This is a genomic window from Thioclava sp. JE_KL1 (assembly GCF_009296265.1).
Classification (GTDB): Bacteria; Pseudomonadota; Alphaproteobacteria; order Rhodobacterales; family Rhodobacteraceae; genus Thioclava.
Map to the genome: position 1 here is coordinate 1 of NZ_WBJS01000022.1, position 19,194 is coordinate 19,194.

The window sequence follows — 19,194 nt, forward strand, 5'->3', positions numbered from 1 at the left end:
CGGGAAACTCCTAAGCCCATCGAGCCGTCCAAATGGACGCCCATTTTGCCGTCTACTTCCAAAATCCAAAACCTCCCTCACGCCCATGCGCACAGAATGGCTGGATCAAGTCAGAAATGGCAGGAGGGGGCCGGCGTCGCGCTTACCGATGATCTGCTAGTCCGTGAATCTCGTTCGCTTCATTGTCCGTCCTCAAGTTGGATCGGACTCTAATCGATGGTGGAGGAAAAATCCCGTGGCAGGTCACCACGATGGAAACGACGGACCTCATCATCGTCATCATACTGAGCGCGCTGAGCCTTGCGAGCGCGTTAGCGGCTTTCATCCTGCGGGTGACCCTGAAGCCTCCTTCCGGTGTGACACAAGACGGCATCGAGCTTTTCAGATCTTATAACTTTCCGGAACCGAGCACCGTATACGACGCGACCGCGAGCATCGAAAGTGATCGGCACCGAAGTTGAAATCTCGCCACTGACTGGAAGCCCACTTTACTTCGAGCGTGCGAAAATCGCACCGCGAGGCAGGCCCCTCGAAGGCCGGCGAAACGCTTCCGGAACAGCTCATGACAACCAAACTGAGGCAGCGGGCGGTCAGGCCTCCGCACGAAACTACGTAAAAAGTTATTTTAAAACAATAACTTAGACAAATACCCTCTTTCTAGCTCAAAACAAAAAAACCGGATTTTTAGAAAACAAAGACATCTAAAAGGCTCTAAACAAACATCGCCCGCCCCACCGATGACAGCGGCATGCAGGGGGACGGGCCTGGAGCAGTTTCCCCTGATGATCTCACCACGCCCTGGATCGACGCCCCAGGGCCTTCAGCTTTCGACGTCGCAATGCTGGTGGACAGCCGCCAAAAACGAGCAGCGCGGGAAACCAGCATCAGGTAGGTATTGCCAGCGGTTTTCCACACAGCCTCGGCCTAAAACGCCTCGGTCAGATCGTTAGAAAATGAGAGCTTTTCATCGCAAAATTAGAACTACCGCAGCGAAGAATACAAGGACCAGCAGAAAACCCCAAAATCCCGCCCTGTTCAGGATAGGAGCGCTCCGGCCACAAGCGCCACATCGGTTCGCGCCGAAACGGATACGATGCTGGCAAGACTTACACTTGAATAGTCGAATGGCTTGGGTCTTGGTTCTATTTAAATTTCTCATTGTTATGCCAGAAATCAGAGGAGTGAGGTATGAATTCAAGAGATCACGCAAACGCTGGGGGCCCCGAAATTTAGCCATCCACGTAGCGCTGGAAAAGCGCCTAAAGCGTTAAAAGATCAACGGTATCGGAGTTTGATGCGCGTTTTCAAGAGGCTTGCAAAACAAAACTTTTTTAAGTTCACGATGCGGATACTCGGCCCTAAGCGTTCAGTCCCGGCATCTGGTGGATCGGCGCAAAGATGCAGCTGTCTGGCTCTGAAGTCCAGATCTTGCAGATGCATTCGTAGGGTGTGAGGCCGCTGAGGGTCTTGAGCCTTCGAGCGAAGTCGTAGGCCGCTATGAAGTCAACGACGTGGGGGCGAAGCTGACCGTGGCTGTCTTAGTGGCAACGCTTGACGGTGGCCTCCTTGATCGTTCGGTTCATCCGCTTGACCTGGCCGTTGGTCCAAGGATGGTTGGGTTTGGGAAGCCGGTGCTCGATTCCATTGACCTCATAGATCATGTCGAAGTGAATAGCCCCGCGTTTCTTGGACGCCTTCGTGTCTCAGTTTTTGCTGCCGCTCGAAGTCGACGGGCGACAGCATTCCGTTCCGGGCGTGCTTGCGCTTTGGATTGTAGAACATCTCGACGTAGTCGAACACATCCTGGCTGGCTTCTTCGCGTGTTCGGTAGGTCCGTCGTCTGATCCGCTCACGCTTCAGCAGGTTAAAGAAGCTCTCAGCGACCGCGTTGTCATGGCAGTTTCCGCGGCGGCTCATCGAGTGCTCCAGATTGTGGGCCCGAAGGAACGCTGCCCAGTCCATACTGGTGAATTGGCTGCCCTGGTCCGTATGGATCAGAACCTTTTCCCTGGGCTTTCTCAGCCATGTCGCCATGAGCAACGTTTGCAGGACAACTTCGGTCGTCTGGCGGCTTTGCATCGCCCACCCGACGACACGGCGCGAGAAGAGATCGATGACAACGGCAAAATGGGCGAAGCCTTCCTGCGCGCGGACAAAGGTGATGTCGGTCACCCAGACGCTGTCCGGTGTCGCCACGTCAAACCGCCGGTCCAGTGTGTTGTCGACGACCACCGAGGGCTTGCCGCCATACTTTCCCGGTCGACGCTTGTAGCCAATCTGCGCCTTGATGCCGGCCAGCTTGGTCAGGCGGGCAACACGGTTCAGGCAGACGCTTTCGCCTTGCTCGAGAAGGTCGTCATGCGGTTTGCGGAGACCGTAGACCTTGCCACTTGCCACCCATGCCTCCTTCAGCAGCGTAATCTGCCGCTCGTCTTTTTGAGCTCGCTTGCTCAGTGGGGCCTTCAGCCACGCGTAGAAGCCAGTCGGCTGAATACCTAAGCAGCGACACATCGCCCGAAGAGAGAACTCCCCGCGATACTCGGCCACGAACGCGTATCTCACTTGGCATCCCTGGCGAAATACGCGGTGACCTTTTTTAGGATGTCGCGCTCCTCCGAGCCCCGCGCCAGCTCCTTCTTCAGCCGTCGGATCTCGGCATCCTGCTCAGCGTCGCCGGATGACGCCTTCGCGAACTTCTTCTTACAGGAGTAGAGAGAGTATTGGCTCACGCCGAAGCGCTCGGCCACCTCCCTGACCGGGTAGCACCTCTCCGTGATCTGCGCGACGGCATCTCTTTTGAAATCGTCGCTGAACTTGGCGCTGTCATTATGGCCTCCTTGCGGCATTGTTGCAGAAATGCGGGCTGAGGCGTGACCTCCCCTTTCCCCTTCAGGTTCAGGCCACACGGATGATCTCGGCGGTTCCGAGGGCGTTGAAGCGGTTGATGAGTGCGACGCGGATGTGGATTTCGGCGGTTTGGCGGTCTGGGTCTCTCGCGGCGATGCGCTCGCCGAAGGCCTTCAGGCATCGCAATTTGGCCTCCACGCCGCTGCGGGCATGGTATCCGGTCACGCGCTTCCAGAACGCGCGTCCATAATGGCGCGTGGCCCGGAGGGTTTCGTTGCGCGCCAGGGCGGCCGGGCAGTCCTCTTTCCACGGACGACCGTTCTTGCGGATTGGGGTGATCGCCGTGCCGCCGCGCGAGATGACGGCACGATGGCAGCGGCGGGTGTCGTAGGCGCCGTCCGCGGTCACGGTGCCGATGTCTTCGCCCTGTGGGATCTGGTCGAGCAGGTCGAGCAGGACGGGGCTATCGCCTTCCCGGCTGGGGGGGTGAACTCGATGGCGCGGATGTCCGAGGTGGCGGTGTCCATGGCCAGATGCACCTTGCGCCATTGGCGGCGACCCTGAACGCCATGCTTGCGGGCCTGCCATTCGCCGTCGCCGAGAAACTTGATGCCGGTGCTGTCCACCAGCAGATTCAGTGGCCCGTCGGCGCGGCGATAGGGGATCTGCACCTTGAGGGTCTTCTGTCTGCGGCACAGCGTCGAGTAGTCGGGAACGGGCCAGTCCAGTCCTGCGAGCCGCAGGAGGCTCGCGACCATCCCGGCTGTCTGCCTGAGCGGCAGCTTGAACCGCACCTTGATCGACAGGCAGAACTGGATCGCTGCATTGGAGAAGACCGGCGGGCGCCCTGAGCGCCCCTCATACGGCGCGTGCCAGGCCATCTCCTTGTCCAGCCAGATCAGCAACGAACCGCGCTTGCGGAGCGCAGCGTTGTAGGCTGACCAGTTCGTCGTGCGGTAGCGGGCGGGCTTGGGCGTGCTCATGCCGCCCGTCTAACCGCATGGATTCGTGATGTGGATCCTTCACGGCGAGAGTTCTGCGACAACGCCCCTCCTTGCCTCAAAATTAGCAAAGAAGGCGTCCACGATAGACAGAGCTATTCAGGAGGTCAAAACGCATACCTTGTTGAATTGCGTTTTTGAGGACACAATGAACCAACATTTGACGAAATAATTGCAGCAACTCGATAGGTGACGAATGAAAAGCAAGGTGACGAAGGCGATCTTCCCGGTGGCCGGCCTCGGAACCCGCTTCCTCCCCGCGACGAAGTCGATCCCGAAAGAGATCCTCACGTTGGTGGACCGCCCGCTTATCCAATACGCCATCGACGAGGCGCGTGCGGCGGGTATCGAGGAATTCATCTTCGTCACCTCGCGCGGCAAATCGGCACTTGAGGATTATTTCGACAAAGCCCCCGAACTGGAAAGCGCGCTGGCGCGAAAGGGCAAGACCGAAATCCTCGAAGAATTGCAGCAGACCAATATGGACAGCGGCGCGATCGCCTATGTCCGCCAGAACCAGCCGCTGGGTCTGGGCCACGCGGTCTGGTGCGCGCGCCGCATGGTGCATGACGAAGCCTTCGCCGTGATCCTGACCGACGACGTCATTGCCGCCGACAAACCCTGTCTGCAGCAGATGATGGAAGCCTATAACGAGACCGGCGGGAACTACGTCGCGGCGATGGAAGTCCCCGCCGACAAGACCGCCTCCTACGGTGTTCTGGATGTCGGCCCCGGCGACGGTCCGCGTCTGCCCGTCAACGGCATGGTCGAGAAGCCCAAGCCCGAGGACGCACCCTCGAACCTCGCGGTGATCGGTCGCTACATCCTCACCCCGCGGATCATGTGGAACCTCGATGCGCGCAAGGCGGGGGCTGGCGGTGAGATTCAGCTGACCGACGCGATCGCGCAGGAAATCCACGGCGGAAACTCGGTCTACGCCTATCGCTTCGACGGGCAGCGCTACGACTGCGGGTCGAAGGCGGGCTTCCTTCAGGCAACGGTGGCCTTCGGCCTTCAGCGCCCCGATCTGAAGGACGAATTCGGCGAGTATCTCTCCGATCTCTCCGCGATGCGGCAGGCTGCCGAGTAAGCAATGAAGCATGTGTTGGTAACGGGTGGTGCGCGCTATATCGGCTCGCACGCCTGCAAAGCGCTGGCCGCGGCGGGATATGTCCCATCAATGAGGGTTGAGAGGCCAGACTCGTCAATTTCCAGAACAAGAAGGTGGCGACTACAGCGAGGACGAAAGCAGACGGGAAAGGCTTCGAGCTTCTATCACTGAAGATCACAATGCAGCACCAGCTCTTGTGTCTGTCGAACATGTTCTCGACACGGCCGCACCGCTAAAACCGAACGCAAGAGCGTCGCTGATCATGTTTTTTTCAGCGACAAACAGTCGAAATCGCGCTATCCACTCTTCCGTCAGAGGAAAAGATGCATCATCCGCCCGCCACACTTGAGTACACGAGTGATGTTCCGATCAAAGGCACCGCCCCATGGCGTGCAAATGCCGGGTATGGATGAAAGCATCTAAAAGTTGAACATTTTGGAGGCAAGATAGAGTTGCACTGCGTCAGGCAGATCGTTGCCCTATGAATCGGGAAGTATTTTGCGCCCGGAACCACGTAAGTGCTCGTTACGCCCACTCAGCGCTTTTCGCACTCAACGATTTAGCCCCTCGCCAGTCATCGTCGCCTCCACGAACAAAGATCTTTTAAAATGGAACTAATATCGTGATCGCTCCCCTAACCAGCTTTGATCAGTTTTTCGAATTGCAGCCAGATGGGCTTGCAGGATATTTTGCACTCTCCATACTTTTTGGATTCTGTTTTCTTTATTTCTGGATAGCTCGCAACCAAGATTTTTTTGGCAAGCGATTCTTCATGATCACCAATCTCGCGCTGATATGGTGGCTGTTCGCCGCCATCATGGAACTATGGTCGGTTGTGCCATTCTGCAAGGCCGCTTGGGGGACTTTAGCCTTTCCAGCCATCGGCCTAGTCCCTGTATCTTGGTTCTTGTTCGTCTATCGTTATGCGCGGGGCGAAACCGGCCCAATGGAGCGATGGCAAAAAGCGCTGCTTATTGTGGTTCCGAGCTTCATTTCGCTTCTGTGCTTTACCAACCCATGGCACTGGCTGTTTTACAGCCGTGCATCGGCGCCGGTTTCAGATGTCCGAGGCGCCGCGCTTCACTATGATCACGGACCCTTTTTCGCCCTATCATCACTTCTGCTTTACGTATTTATTCTGGGCGGCTTCATCATCCTCTTTCGCGCTGCCGCGCGCGCGCATGGAAGCTACCGGCTCCATTTTTTACAGATTTTCATTCTGACGATTGCGCCAATAGTTGCAAATATTGCCTATGTGTTCAGCGGCTGGACTATCGCAGGAATCGATCCGACACCGTTCATGTTTTCGGTGATCCTGTTGCTTTATTCTCTACTGATTTTATCCAATCAAACGTTCCAAATTTCTTCAGTGGCACGGGATATGGTCTTTGAAACCCTACCCAACGCAGTACTTGTCGTTGGTCGCGACGGACGTGTTTTGGGGCATAACGCGACTGCCACAGAACTATTTTCGTTGCGAAATTCATCTAACATTCCCGCCAGCGAAATCCCAGGCCTTGCAAAATTGCTCGAAACGTTGATGCAAGCATATCAACCGGGCGCCGTAGAAGACGTCTCAATCGGGACACGCGAATTCGAGGTGCAGACCTCGCACATTCCCAGACCCTTTGGATCAGATGACCGATTTCTCGGTTGGCTCTTCGTTTTCTTCGATATTACAGAGCGGAAAATTGCAGCAAAAACGCTCAAGCAAGAATTGAGTGTGAATGATGAGAAGTTGCGCGATATGCGCATAGAACATCACCGTATTAAGAATGAAGCCCTTTCGGACCCACTAACAGGACTACTTAATCGACGGGCTCTGTCGGACGAGTTCGACGAAATGGTCGCGTCGTGCAGCTTAGAAAAGGGCCCCATCATGGTGACGGTGATCGATATCGATCACTTTAAATCGATCAATGACCGTTTTGGCCATGCAGTTGGCGACCGCGCGCTCATCGCGGTTTCAGGAGCTTTGCGTCGGGCGTTCCGGCGCGAAGACCGTCTTTTCCGGATCGGCGGCGAAGAGTTCGTGGTACTTTCTCCCAACCTCGACATCAAAACGCTCGAAGACCGCATTGAAGAGCTGCGTGAAATCATCTTTGCGGCCGGAGAAAACCTTGGCCTCGACGGTCTGGAGTTAAGGTTTTCTGCTGGGATCGCCGAACGTCCTCTTGATCGGACAGCCTTGTCTGACCTGATTGATATGGCCGACAAACGACTTTACGCAGCCAAATCCGCTGGCCGCAACCGAACGATTGGCCCGGACGGCCATAATAACATAAGACATTGATACAGATGCACCGCACGGTACAATCGAACTTACGCGGCGCAACCTTGTGCCGGGGCAATTGCTTTGCCCCTATCCGAGCTTACAGATCGGGGCAAAGCCAACCACACGCCACCACGCCGCGATGCTGCTCCCGATGCACATGGCGCGCTTCACCATTAGGGAAATCACGAACCGTGAAAAGCAACATAAAATGGCAAGATCATGCCTCGCGGACAAACGCCCGGCAAAACCGGCCCCAAAGCCCAAAAAAAACACAAAGTTCGCGCCTTCGTGACCTAACGCCATGCTTGCTGTCTCGTCCGGCTTCCTGAAACCCGCTTGGCGGCCTCTCTCGCAAAGCCCTACCTTCATGGCACCGATGAAACGCCGTTCGCAACATGCCCTGCCGATCCCAGTTTGCCCCTTCAACACGCATCAGATTGACATATGACACCGCTTCACTACGAAACTGAGCCACAGCTGCGGCAGGAATATCTTGCGACGATGATGCGCTTGGCACTCAGCTCTACGGCGGAAAATTTCGAAGCGTCCATTCACACGGCACTTCGACGCACAACGGAATTTTTCAAGGCCAATCGCGCATATGTCTATCAGATGCAAGCAAACGGGGCCTTGCACCTGATCGCTCAGTGGATTTCCGCGAGCGCGGTCGATTGGAACGCAGCGCCCTCAATATTGCCAGCCGCCGCAATCTCACCTTGGCGTGATTTTCTGAATGACGGCTTTGGCACCCGTGTCCGCGCTGGCGAGCGCTTTCCTGAGCCCTTCGCTGGCACCACCTGCCTAATTCCTATGAACGGCGAAGCCGGGTTGACGGGCCTCCTTGGGATAGAGAACCCCACCTCGGCCAGTGTCGACATTGAGGCAGAAAATCAGTTCCTTGGTGTTGTTGGAGAATTGGTGCAAACAACTATGCGCCAACTGGGCGGACGCAAAGATCAAAAAGCGCATGTCCGCAGATTGATACCCTATATCGAGCCGACGCAAGTTGATGCGGAACCACTGCAAGGCCCACACTGTATTTCTTGCGAACTGTCCGCCGAGGGGCGCGTAATGCGCATGGATTCCGCGGCACCCGAAATTGCTGTCGGGCCCGCCAACGCCGAGGCGAGAATGATGATCGAGGAGGTTTTTTCGTCCGAGTTGACGCACGAAATCCGCCAAGCAATACGTGACGTTGACACGAACGGCTCAATCCAAGCCCGCAGATTTGAGTTGAAGGCTGCGAAGGGCATCCGCAAATACGACCTTTCAGTCGCATGCTTACATCGTGCCTCTGGCGACGAGGAACCGAGGTATCAGGTGATCTTGCGTGAAGCCGGCTCTCGCATACCCCCTCCCGACGCATCCAAACACCTTAGCCGCATCGTCGAAATGATCACGAATTTGACGACAATCGTCGATACCGAACAGCGGATTGTCTGGACCAACACCGCATTCGAAGAGCAAACGGGCTACGCGCTGCGCAACATCCGCGGGCTCGATCTGACTGATTTGCTGATAGGCGAGGCGAGCAATCGCGAAACCGTACGAAATGTGAGGCGTGCGATCTCTGAAGGCAAGCCGTTTGAGGGAGAGAACATCAACTACGATGCAGCGGGAACGCCCTATTGGGTGACGTTCAACATGCAGCCACTCAAAGACACCACAGGCCAACTCTCTGGCTTTGTCTTTGTTGAAACAGTGATCACCAAAAGCCGCGAACTTGAAAGCACGCTGCGAGCTGAGCGCGACCTTCTTGCCGCTATCACCGATACTGGCATCTCTGCAATCATCGCCTGCAACAGCGCAGGCGAATGCGTTTTTGCGAATGAGGAAGCCAAACGGCTTTTGCAAACAGAAACAAGCGGCACCTTCCCGCCCGCCAGGGACTGGCCTCTAGCCCCTTTGAGCGACGACGCGGCTACCGCCCCTTATTCAGCACTCTCGCAAGTGATGGAAAGCGGGGCGAAGATCCGAAATATGACTATGGCACTAAACATGCCCGGCAAGGCCCAACGCGTCCTGTCGATCAATGCCTCCCCGCTCACCGAGGCAGCGTCAAACGCGCGCATGCTTATCATCATGACGGATATAAGCCTTCAGTACGAGGCCGAAGAGGTCAAACGCCGCGCTGCAGCCAAGGCGCTTCACGATGCAGAATACGACAAGCTGAGCGGTCTTCCAAATCACCCCCATATGGAACGCCTGCTTGCATCGGCAATGACCGAGAGCTCCCAGGCCCCTTCCGAGCTTTACTTTGCAATCATCGACCTTGATCGCTTCAAACAGATCAAAACAGTCCTTGGATATGATCTCGGCGACGACCTCGTGCGAGCCACAGCAGAGCGACTGCGCAAGATCGCCGGTAACGACATGGTAATAGCGAGATTTGGAGACGACTCCTTTACATGCTTTTTCCGAAAACCTCAAAACGAGGCCAAGGACCTGCTGAACCAAATCTGCTTGGCCATCGCCGAGCCGTTCGACCTGCACAACACCACGATCTTCATCACCGCCAGTATCGGCGTAACCACCCACAACTCAGCAGAAGCCTCCCCCCAAGCCTTGATCCGGCAGGCGGGAATGGCGAATGACTCGGCAAAGACTGCGGGCGGCAATCGATACATCCTCTACACCCAGACAATGGACGCCCAGTTCTCGCGCCGCAGCGCCGTTTTGCAAGCGATGCGGCACGCTCTGCAAAGCGATCAGTTTGAACTGGCCTTCCAACCAAAATTCTCTCTGTCCGATGGTTTCGCACTTGTTGGGGCCGAGGCCCTTTTGCGCTGGAACTCTCCAGCTCTCGGCAGAGTTAGCCCCACCGAATTCATTCCGATCGCGGACGCCGCAGGGCTAATCTCGGAAATTGACTTCTATGTGTTAGGGATGTTCGCACGTCAGCTTGGCAGCTGGTTGAGACACGGGTTTGAGGTCAAAGCCAGTGTGAACCTCTCTCCGCAAAGCTTCGAAAACCCCACTTTGGCACCACATCTTTTGGAGCTTCTATCCACGCATGGCGTACCTTTCTCGAACGTCATAATCGAGATCACAGAAACCTCTCTTGTGTCGTCGTCGCAAAATGCGTTTCGTAATATTGATCAATTTCGACAAGCAGGTATCCTCCTTTCGATTGACGATTTCGGAACGGGCTACTCATCGTTGAGCTATCTGCAGCGACTGATCGTCTCAGAGATTAAAATCGACAAAAGCTTCATCGAGGGGCTTGGCCGCGCCGATGGAGCCGAAGATTCGGAGACCATCGTCCGCGCGATTTTGAAGCTAGCCAACTCCTTTGGATTGCGCTGCGTTGCCGAGGGCGTCGAGAACACGGCCCAATTGAGATGGCTGAAGGCCGAAGGCTGCCATACCATCCAAGGATATCTTAGCGGCAAGCCCATGCCCCCTGAAACCTTTGCCGCGACCGCCTATCGACGTGGCGCCTCACTCAACCCAACGGGGAAGAGCGGAACCTAAGCAACGTTCAACCCAAAGCAGGCTTGACGAAAATTCGTCGATTTGCGCATCACTCCCGCAACCATTGACAAGGACAGGGCCGCAGACGCACCTGACCGACTCGGGGCCAAGACCAACACACCCCGCAAGCCCCTAAAAAGACTAACTAAAATCAAATCAAATTTCTAGTCGCGATAACTTTCAACACTCTACCAGCGGGCAGCCTTCGCAATGCGTTTCGGAGCAGGCAAAAAAGCAACAAAACCGACAAAGGCCTCAATGCACATAGGAATCATTTCTATACTCTAATACTATATGCACGTGTCTTTCCTCAACTTTCAACCTATGGGCGTTCAAAACAACAAGCGAAAGAGATGGACGTGACGACAAGAAATGCGGTTTCGCTTGCGAATATTTTCCTGCGCAGAGCGTTGCTAGGTGGGGTATTGGCTCTTGCAGCCTGCACCTCCGCCCCCTCGTTTTCGCAGCTTGGCTCCGCAGTGCAAACAACCACACAATATGCACTTGGCCGCCTAAGCCAGCTTTGGGCATCTCCTGAAGATGCGTTGATCATGTTGCACCGTCAGGTGGGCACGGAATACGAACAGAAAATTGGTTTGGCAAACCCTACGACACTGCCGGGAGATAATTTCTTGCTCCTAATGGCGCTCACTACGAATGGACGGACGACAGGACGGTTCGAGCTGAACCAGTTCATCGAACACGCAGGCGGCGTGCCCGCTCCCTTCAAAAAAATCGACGAACGAAACCTTCGCAGCGCCACCGACGGCCTCGGCGTCTATTTCTGGCAGGAATATGATGCCGGAAGGCAGACACGCTGTGTCTTGGCATTTCGTCGCCTAGAGCCCCACGCCCGCGTTCTGCCGAAGGGGGCCAACGCGATGGATGTGATGCTGCGCAATTGCGTCCATGGCTCCACCCAAACAGCGTTGAAACCTATTCAAGATGCTCAAATCAGACTTGGTGTAGTGGCAGATGTAAGCACGCGGTCCGGTGGCAATCTGACATTGTCACCCCTTGCGGCGCCCTTGCAATGACGCGGCCGGTCCATCACGAAAGCAGACCTTGACAATGAGCTTATTTGGCGCCCGAAGCAGCACGCGAAATGCACCTACATTCATTTTGTGGTGTCTTGTTCTCGTTCCCATCGCCGTTCTGATCAGTGTGCCCACTTCGGTCTCGGGTCAGGCCTTCTTGGGTATTGTTGCGGTCGCCACGGTCGCGATCCTCAAGCCGTTCGCCGCAAAGATCATCCCGCGCTTCGCACTCTTGGCTACGGCCTCGGTGATCATCTCGCGATACTGGATATGGCGCGTCACCGAAACTTTGCCCGATCCTTCGGTTTCGGTATCCTTCTTCGTTGCCTTGCTTTTGCTGTTGGTCGAAACCTATTCAATACTCGTATTTTTCCTGAACGCCTTCATCTCGGCGGACCCGACCGAACGGCCGCTCCCTCCCCAAGTGTCGCCCGAGAAGTTGCCAACGGTCGATATTCTGGTACCCTCCTATAACGAGCCGGTCGAGATGCTGAGCGTTACGCTCGCCGCAGCCAAGAACATGATCTACCCGCCCGAGAAGCGCACGGTCGTCCTATGTGACGACGGGGGAACCGACCAACGCTGCAACTCCTCAGACCCTCAACTGGCTGCAGCATCCCGCAAGCGGCGGGCAGAACTTCAGGCGCTCTGTGCCAATCTTGGCGTGAAATACTCCACCCGGGCACGCAACGAAAATGCCAAGGCCGGAAACATGAGTGCAGCGCTGGAAACGCTGTCGGGGGATCTCGTCGTTGTGTTCGATGCCGACCACGTTCCTTCGCGAGACTTTCTCGCACGTACCGTAGGGTATTTCGTCGACGATCCGAAGCTTTTCTTGGTCCAGACACCCCACTTTTTCATCAACAGAGATCCTATTGAGCGCAATCTGCGGCTACCGCGCAACTGCCCCCCTGAAAATGAGATGTTCTATTCTCAGATCCACCGCGGACTGGATCGCTGGGGCGGAGCCTTCTTTTGCGGCTCGGCCGCCGTACTGAGGCGCGCAGCCTTGGACAGCGTTGGCGGTTTTGCCGGTGAGACGATCACGGAAGATGCCGAAACGGCGCTGGAGATCCACGCCTCCGGCTGGAAGAGTTTTTACCTCAACCGAGCCATGATTGCGGGGTTGCAGCCCGAGACTTTTGCTTCTTTCATTCAGCAACGCGGCCGTTGGGCCGCAGGCATGATGCAGATGCTAATGCTTAAGAACCCGCTATTTCGGAAAGGGCTGCGGCTGCCTCAACGGCTATGCTACATCAATTCGATGAGCTTCTGGCTGTTTCCGTTGATGCGGCTCACTTATCTTTACGTTCCGCTTATCTACCTGTTCTTCGGGGTTGAAATTTTTGTAGCAACCTTCCCAGAAGTAATGGCCTATATGCTGAGCTATCTCGCGATTGCCTTTATGGTTCAGAACGCAATTTACAAGCGGTTTCGCTGGCCACTCATCTCGGAAATATACGAGATCGCGCAAGCGCCCTACCTCGCCCGGGCAGTACTCCGCACGGTGCTGCGACCGCGCGGGGCACGCTTCAACGTTACCGCCAAGGATGAGACGCTGAACGAAGATTACATCTCACCGATTCACTGGCCGTTGACCTTTCAATGGTTAGCCATGCTATCCGGGGTTGTGGCGCTCGTGGTACGCTGGATGTTGTTCCCCGGCGACCGACCCGTGCTAAGCGTCGTGGGCGGATGGGCTGTTTTCAATTTCCTTATGGCGTCCGTCGCTTACAGCGCCATTTCAGAGAAACAGCAGCGACGGGCCTCGCCACGTGTGGACATGAATGTTGCCGGGAAAATGTGGTCGGCCGAAGGCCTGGAAACCGATGTGCCTCTGGAAACGCCTGTTATTATTAAGGATGCTTCGACCACCGGCGTTCGTTTGTTGCTAGAGCAAGCCGTTGCAAACCCAAAAATTCAAGCGGGCAACCGTGTATATTTCCAGCCGAAATTCGTAAACTCGCCACATCTGGAGGCCCCGGTTCTGGCACGTATCAGAACGGTCTCCTCCACACCCAGTGGACAGATGCTTGGGTTGGTGCTGGAGGCCGGACAACCACAGAATGTTCAAGAAGCAGTTGCCTTCCTGATCTTTGGCGACAGCGAGAACTGGCTTCGGGTTCGACGCTCATTGGAGACTGGCAAGGGCGTAATCACGGGATTTGCCTTTGCGGGCTCGTTATTCATCCGCGGCTTTCCTAATTTGCTGCGGGAGCTTGGACGCGCCTTTGCTCGGCGCAATAGCGTCGACACTGCCGGAGAGGCGCCCCCCCCCCCTGCGCACCTCCTGGCCTTCGGTGTGGATATCGATGCCCAAGAGCGTGAGGAGCGTCATCGTGCCCTCGCAGAGGCCAATGCAGCCAAAGAGAGCATTTTGTGATGAGAATACAGCGAAATCGCGTTGGCATCATACTGGCTGTTTTGGCCATTGGCCTTTTGATTGGGCCATTTGGTGAAGCCCTTCCCGCGCAAACCATACCTGGTGCGCGTGGAGCTCTTTCGACCTCCCAACCACAAGTGATAGACCTGAGTCCACTGCTTGAGACTTTGAAGGCGCAAACCGACCGAGGTGATGCCGCGAGCGAGCCAGCGATGTCGTTGCACCAATATGCGCGCAAGACGGAAGCTGGCCCATCATCCCTCGCACAGCCTTCGCATTTGCTACTTCTGCCATTCCAAGCCGATAGGGCAGTAACCGACCACGTCATGCGCCTTACAGGCGAACGCCAAACTGCCCACCTCACGCTAGATATTCCGGCGCTCAAGCCGGTCGAAGGTGTTCAATTACGCTATCGTAACAGCATCAATGTGCAATCCAGCCAATCGCAGATCCTGATCAACGTAAACGGAACCCCGCTTCCAGCGGTCGCCCCGGCTGCTTTCGAAGGCTTCAAGACCATCTCTGTGCCCTCAAACCTCTTGGTTGAAGGCCGCAATACCATTACGGTGCAGGCCAAACAGGCGCATCGTATTTTCTGCGGACCCAAAGCAAGCTTTCAGATCTGGACTGAGTTCGACCTGGCCCAGAGCGGCGCTATCGTTTCATCTACCAATTTGCCCACTGATGCCAATGGCTTTAGAATGGCTTTGGCCGCTCAGGTGGGACGCTACGGTCGCGTGACTGTGCGCGCGGCCGGCGAGCCGCCCCAAACGTTTATGCGCACTATGTCAGAAAAGCTCTCCGCTGCCAGCGCTGGCACCCAGGCGATCACCCTTGTTTCGGAAGGGCTCTACGCCAACGGCGCAGCTACACATCCAATCGCACGGATAACCCTGCGCGACAATCTACCCACGCCATTGGAGGTCAGACGCGGCGCTGATGGGGCGGAAGTCTTGATGCTGAATCCCAAAGCCAAAGACGTTCTGTCCGCATTGGATAAGATTTTACCACAATCTGCTCCGGTGCCGGACATCGGTAAGTTGATGCCGGGCGTCGCGACAAGCCTAAAGGAACTGCAGTTCACCGATCTCAACGCGTATAATCGGTATACAGAACAGTCTTTGCAATTCCGGCTGCCTAACGACTGGCTTATTCTGTCCTCTGCCAAGGCCACCTTGCGTCTGTCATATGGCTTCGCAGCAGATTTGCCGCAAAGCGCATTGATGCTGGTGAAAGTTGATGGGGTCACTGTTCGATTGCTGCCCTTGGACACAAACGGCGGCAAGGTGCAGCCCCCACTCGACATCAGATTTCCGGCGAACATACTCAAATCGGGGGTTAACAACGTGACCTTCGTCACAATCGTACCTGGTAACCCGCCAGATCGTCCCTGCCCCAAGAGCGACACGCCCCTCATGACGATCCTCGACGGATCTTCCCTGTTGGTTCCGTCCTCACCGCGCATGAAATTTATCGGCATGAATAGCCTGGTCGCCGCGCTCCGTCCCAACCAGCTTGTTGCGAGCAGGTCCGCTGCACTCCAATCGCACATCGAAAAATTGACGACAACACTCGCATCGTCTTTGCGTCCAATCAGTGGCATACCGCCGATCAGCGATGCACAGTTGAAGATCGTTGCACTCGACAACCTGCAAAACGTCTCGCTCGCAAAGCTTGGCGTACAACCGCGCACCCTTGAAAACGTGTTTTTTGGTGCGCCTGACACACGAGCCCAAGCGTCGATCGAGAACCCGGATTATGGATTTTTCAACGCCTCGAAGCTGCTCTTTTCGCTGGAGGCTATCGGCAAAAAAATTTCCGATCTCGCCCAGCCGGGCGATCCACCTCTCAAGCAGTGGCTTGCAAACCGGCGGGGGAAAGCCGCCCTCGTGCTCACCGACCCCAAACGTCCGCATAAGCTCTCGCTGATCGTGCCTCCGAATAGCGATGCGGCCCAAATCGCCGATGCGATCGCACGAGCGCGGCTGTCCTCCAACGCGCCACGCGGACAATTCTCCCTGCTTACGGAAGACGGGAAGTGGGAGAATTGGCAGGACGCAAGTGCTCCCCCCGTGCTGGAAGAACCCTTGAGCCTTGGGAACTTCAGGGCTGTAGCGGGGAATTTCGCATCATGGTCGCCGTTGTATTTTGTTCTGTTGCTGTTCGGCCTGACCGTTTTGTCAATCGTTCTGGCCCTGGTATTTGTCATCTCAACCAGAGGGAAACGTAAAAAATGAATAGAAGGGCAGCTTTGCGCACAGTCGCCAGTGTCGGCCTCTTTCCCCTGCTTGGAAGCACTTCGGCGGTGGCGCAGTCGATGCCGAACAGCCTCGCGGGCCCAAACCAACCGCTCGCCGAAGCCTGGTCGGCATGGAAAGCCGCCTTTTTGAGCCCTGAGGGCCGTGTCATCGACAAGCTGCAGCAAGGGGCTAGCCATTCAGAAAGCCAAGGCTATGGGCTACTCATGGCCGCACTTTTTCACGACAACGCAACCTTTGACGCGATCTATCGCTGGACCGAAGCCAACCTTGCGATCCGCAGCGATGCGCTTCTCGCGTGGCGCTGGCTGCCCAATCAAGCGGTGAGCGTTGCCGACCGGAACAACGCCACTGATGGTGATCTATTCTATGCATGGGCGCTCGTCCTCCACAGTCGGGCAACCGGAATGCTATCCCTGCGACGTCGCGCGACTGCGATCGCCGAGAGTCTGGTCAAGAACTGTGTTGTTGAGGCCAGGGACGGATCAGGGCGGCTTTTGCTGACACCCGCCGCTGAGGGCTTTGCGCGCAAGAACGCGCAGATCATCAACCCGTCCTATTATATGCCGCGGGCGATGCGCGAAATTGCCGCCGCCACTGGTATCAACGCTCTCGCCACATGCGCCTCGGACGGCGAGGCCTTAATGACCGACCTGGCCACTCAAGGGCTGATGCCGGATTGGATTGAGGTTGGCACGAGCGGCATGACACCGGCGGCAAACATGTCGGACAAGAATGGGTACGAGGCAATGCGTGTTGCGCTGTTCCTAATTTGGTCGGGCAATGCGGCACACTTGGCCGTTGCAGATCAAGTGAGAGCCTATTTACAGGCAGGGACCAGCGGAAACCTTCAGAACGGCGAATACGTGACCGTAATGGACCGAAAGAGCGGTGCGGTTCTTGAGACAAGCACAAGTCTTGGCTACGGGGCGCTTGCCGCTTTTTCAGAATGCGCCTCGCACTCCCGATTCGGAGCGAAAATTCCGTTCTTTCGAACCGACGAACAATCCTACTATCCTGCGACGCTGCATCTTATGACCCTAATTGCGCAGATCGTTTCTGCCCCCGAATGTGTACCGATATGAAATATCTCCCTCGCGCTTTTCGGCCCGCTACTCTCTCTATGACCTTTGCGGCAGCATTGCTCTTACATGTTCAAGCCGACGCACAAAACGCTCCAAGTGCTGAAGACCTGCGTGCATTGCGCTTCTACATTGAGAACAATGATGAAGCCGCTGTGAAGGCTGAAACCCGCCAACTGAAATTAAAATTCCCGAATTGGACACCGCCTTCCAATTTGGCAGATCTCTCGCAGATCGAACCGACAACAGAGATTTCCGATATCTATACGCTCATTTCACGCGGTGATATCGATGGCGCGCGCAAGCTCGTCCAGCAAGTCTCTGAGAAATATCCGACGTGGAAAGTTCCTGCGGAAATGCAGAACCAGCTTGATCTAGCAGAAAGTCAAGCGAAATTTGATCGCGCCATCAGCGCAGAAGATACCGCGGCGGCGATCAACATTGCATCCCGGTCCCCTGAATTGATGAGCTGTAACAGGATCAATAATATCTGGCAACTTGCCAAGCTGCAGGTCAGCAATGACAACGCAAGCGGCGCACTGGCTGCCTATCGCCAGATCGTCGGCACATGCACAAATACGCCAGACATCATCGCGACGATTGAGAAAGCCGAGAAAGTAACGACCAACCAACAGCTTATCGGCTTGGTCGATCTTGCAAGACAGAGGTTCCCGTCCCAAGCGACAACTCTCAGGGGCTTGCAAGAGCGCCTGCTCAAGGGGCGCGGCACCCAAGCGACAAGCCCCAAAGCGGCTGGCGCCGAAGCTAAGCCAAGCAGTCCCGCAAAGCTGACCACACCAAAGCCTGCTACCCGGGTCACGACTGCAACGGCTCCAAAGCGCACCCGCTTACCGTTGCACGGAGATCGGCGGTTGAACGCCACGCGGGCAGCCGCGAAAGCAGGAAACAACCACGCATGCCTGGCGAATTCTGCCAACCCGCGCTCGATCGATATCGCCTATGAGCGGGCCTGGTGCGCTTATAATCTTGAGCGGCCGCTTGAAGCCATGGCTTATTTCTTAGCCGCATCGCAAAGCGGGCTGAGTGGCGATGCTATCCGCGACGCCAAATTCGGCCTAGCGCTGTCTTACCTCAAGCTGGACATGACTGAGGAAGCCGCACGCATCGCGGCCCAGACCTCTTATACCCCGTCACAACGTCGCCAAGTGGAAGCCATAATTCTAAACCAGCGCGGTATTCAGGCTTATGATCGCAAGGAGTACCAGCACGCAATTGATTATTTCGATGCGCTAGAAGAGATGGAAAATGGTTTATCGCGCGATCTCGCCCTTTTGCGCGGCTATGCTTATCTTAACATCGGCGACACCACCGCAGCACGCAAGCAATTCGAGACGCTCAATGATGTGCTGTCGACCACAGATACGCGCAAGGCGTTGCGCATACTATACTCCCAGGTCCCGTGACGAGCAGATCGGGAGAGCCTGATTTTCGTATTTTTTCCTTGACGCGCCCCTAAACCGATCGGGAAACGCCGCCCCTTGGCTGTCTCGCGCGCGCAGCGGTCGACCCAAAGAAAATTGACGCTCAAGATAAAATCAACGTATTAACAAGCTCAATGAGCTACCCCCTGAAATTCGGACACTGACATAAGCTACGATTTGCAGTCTGCTGATCTTCGACGAGAAGGAGATCAGAGATGTCGAAACGCAAGCAGCACGCGCCCGAGTTCAAGGCAAAGGTCGCGCTGGAAGCCCTGAAGGGTGAA

At 56.0% G+C, this 19,194-nt stretch carries 11 protein-coding genes and 2 pseudogenes; 10 read left to right on the top strand and 3 right to left on the bottom strand.

Going from position 1 to position 19,194, the window contains the following annotated elements:
• Positions 1-251 precede the first annotated feature (251 nt).
• Complete coding sequence (locus F8R15_RS19780) at positions 252-461, top strand: hypothetical protein (protein WP_152845750.1); 210 nt, start codon at positions 252-254, stop codon at positions 459-461.
• 897 nt (positions 462-1,358) lie between these two features.
• Here the strand turns inward: F8R15_RS19780 and F8R15_RS21685 are convergent.
• The 3 genes and pseudogenes from F8R15_RS21685 to F8R15_RS19795 form a co-directional block, all read right to left on the bottom strand.
• A pseudogene (locus F8R15_RS21685) lies at positions 1,359-1,646 on the bottom strand (integrase core domain-containing protein); the annotation flags it as partial.
• Between the two features lie 4 nt (positions 1,647-1,650).
• Positions 1,651-2,846, bottom strand: a protein-coding gene (locus F8R15_RS19790; protein ID WP_152845759.1) for an IS3 family transposase whose coding sequence is annotated in 2 segments (ribosomal slippage) — positions 1,651-2,600 and positions 2,600-2,846 — 1,197 coding nt in all. Because the reading frame shifts where the segments join, the coding sequence is not laid out codon by codon here.
• Between the two features lie 49 nt (positions 2,847-2,895).
• A pseudogene (locus F8R15_RS19795) lies at positions 2,896-3,830 on the bottom strand (IS5 family transposase).
• 214 nt (positions 3,831-4,044) lie between these two features.
• Here F8R15_RS19795 and galU point away from each other — a divergent pair.
• The 9 genes from galU (at position 4,045) to F8R15_RS19840 (ending at position 18,892) form a co-directional block, all read left to right on the top strand.
• Positions 4,045-4,938 (top strand): UTP--glucose-1-phosphate uridylyltransferase GalU, encoded by an 894-nt coding sequence (gene galU, locus F8R15_RS19800; RefSeq protein WP_152845751.1) that lies wholly within the window; start codon positions 4,045-4,047, stop codon positions 4,936-4,938.
• A 3-nt stretch (positions 4,939-4,941) separates the two neighbouring features.
• The gene (locus tag F8R15_RS22150; protein ID WP_368731100.1) at positions 4,942-5,130 is read left to right on the top strand and encodes an NAD-dependent epimerase/dehydratase family protein; all 189 of its coding nucleotides are present in this window, start codon (positions 4,942-4,944) and stop codon (positions 5,128-5,130) included.
• A 451-nt stretch (positions 5,131-5,581) separates the two neighbouring features.
• Positions 5,582-7,252: a histidine kinase N-terminal 7TM domain-containing protein gene (locus tag F8R15_RS19810; protein WP_152845752.1), complete on the top strand. Its 1,671-nt coding sequence runs from the start codon at positions 5,582-5,584 to the stop codon at positions 7,250-7,252.
• A 426-nt stretch (positions 7,253-7,678) separates the two neighbouring features.
• Positions 7,679-10,708 (top strand): bifunctional diguanylate cyclase/phosphodiesterase, encoded by a 3,030-nt coding sequence (locus F8R15_RS19815; RefSeq protein ID WP_152845753.1) that lies wholly within the window; start codon positions 7,679-7,681, stop codon positions 10,706-10,708.
• Between the two features lie 353 nt (positions 10,709-11,061).
• Positions 11,062-11,745, top strand: a complete 684-nt coding sequence (locus tag F8R15_RS19820; protein WP_152845754.1) for a hypothetical protein — start codon at positions 11,062-11,064, stop codon at positions 11,743-11,745.
• Positions 11,746-11,779: 34 nt separating this feature from the next.
• Positions 11,780-14,128 carry a UDP-forming cellulose synthase catalytic subunit gene (gene bcsA, locus F8R15_RS19825; RefSeq protein ID WP_152845755.1) on the top strand — a complete coding sequence of 783 codons (2,349 nt, stop codon included), beginning with the start codon at positions 11,780-11,782 and terminating at the stop codon, positions 14,126-14,128.
• Entirely contained in the window at positions 14,128-16,365 is a 2,238-nt protein-coding gene (locus F8R15_RS19830) for a cellulose biosynthesis cyclic di-GMP-binding regulatory protein BcsB (RefSeq protein WP_152845756.1), read from the top strand. Before bcsA ends, F8R15_RS19830 begins: the two co-directional genes overlap by 1 nt.
• An 80-nt stretch (positions 16,366-16,445) precedes the next feature.
• Positions 16,446-17,471, top strand: coding sequence for a glycosyl hydrolase family 8 (locus F8R15_RS19835; protein ID WP_152845757.1), 1,026 nt, complete (start codon positions 16,446-16,448; stop codon positions 17,469-17,471).
• The gene (locus F8R15_RS19840) at positions 17,468-18,892 is read left to right on the top strand and encodes a hypothetical protein (RefSeq protein ID WP_152845758.1); all 1,425 of its coding nucleotides are present in this window, start codon (positions 17,468-17,470) and stop codon (positions 18,890-18,892) included. The genes F8R15_RS19835 and F8R15_RS19840 overlap by 4 nt, the downstream gene beginning before the upstream one ends.
• Positions 18,893-19,194: the final 302 nt, after the last annotated feature.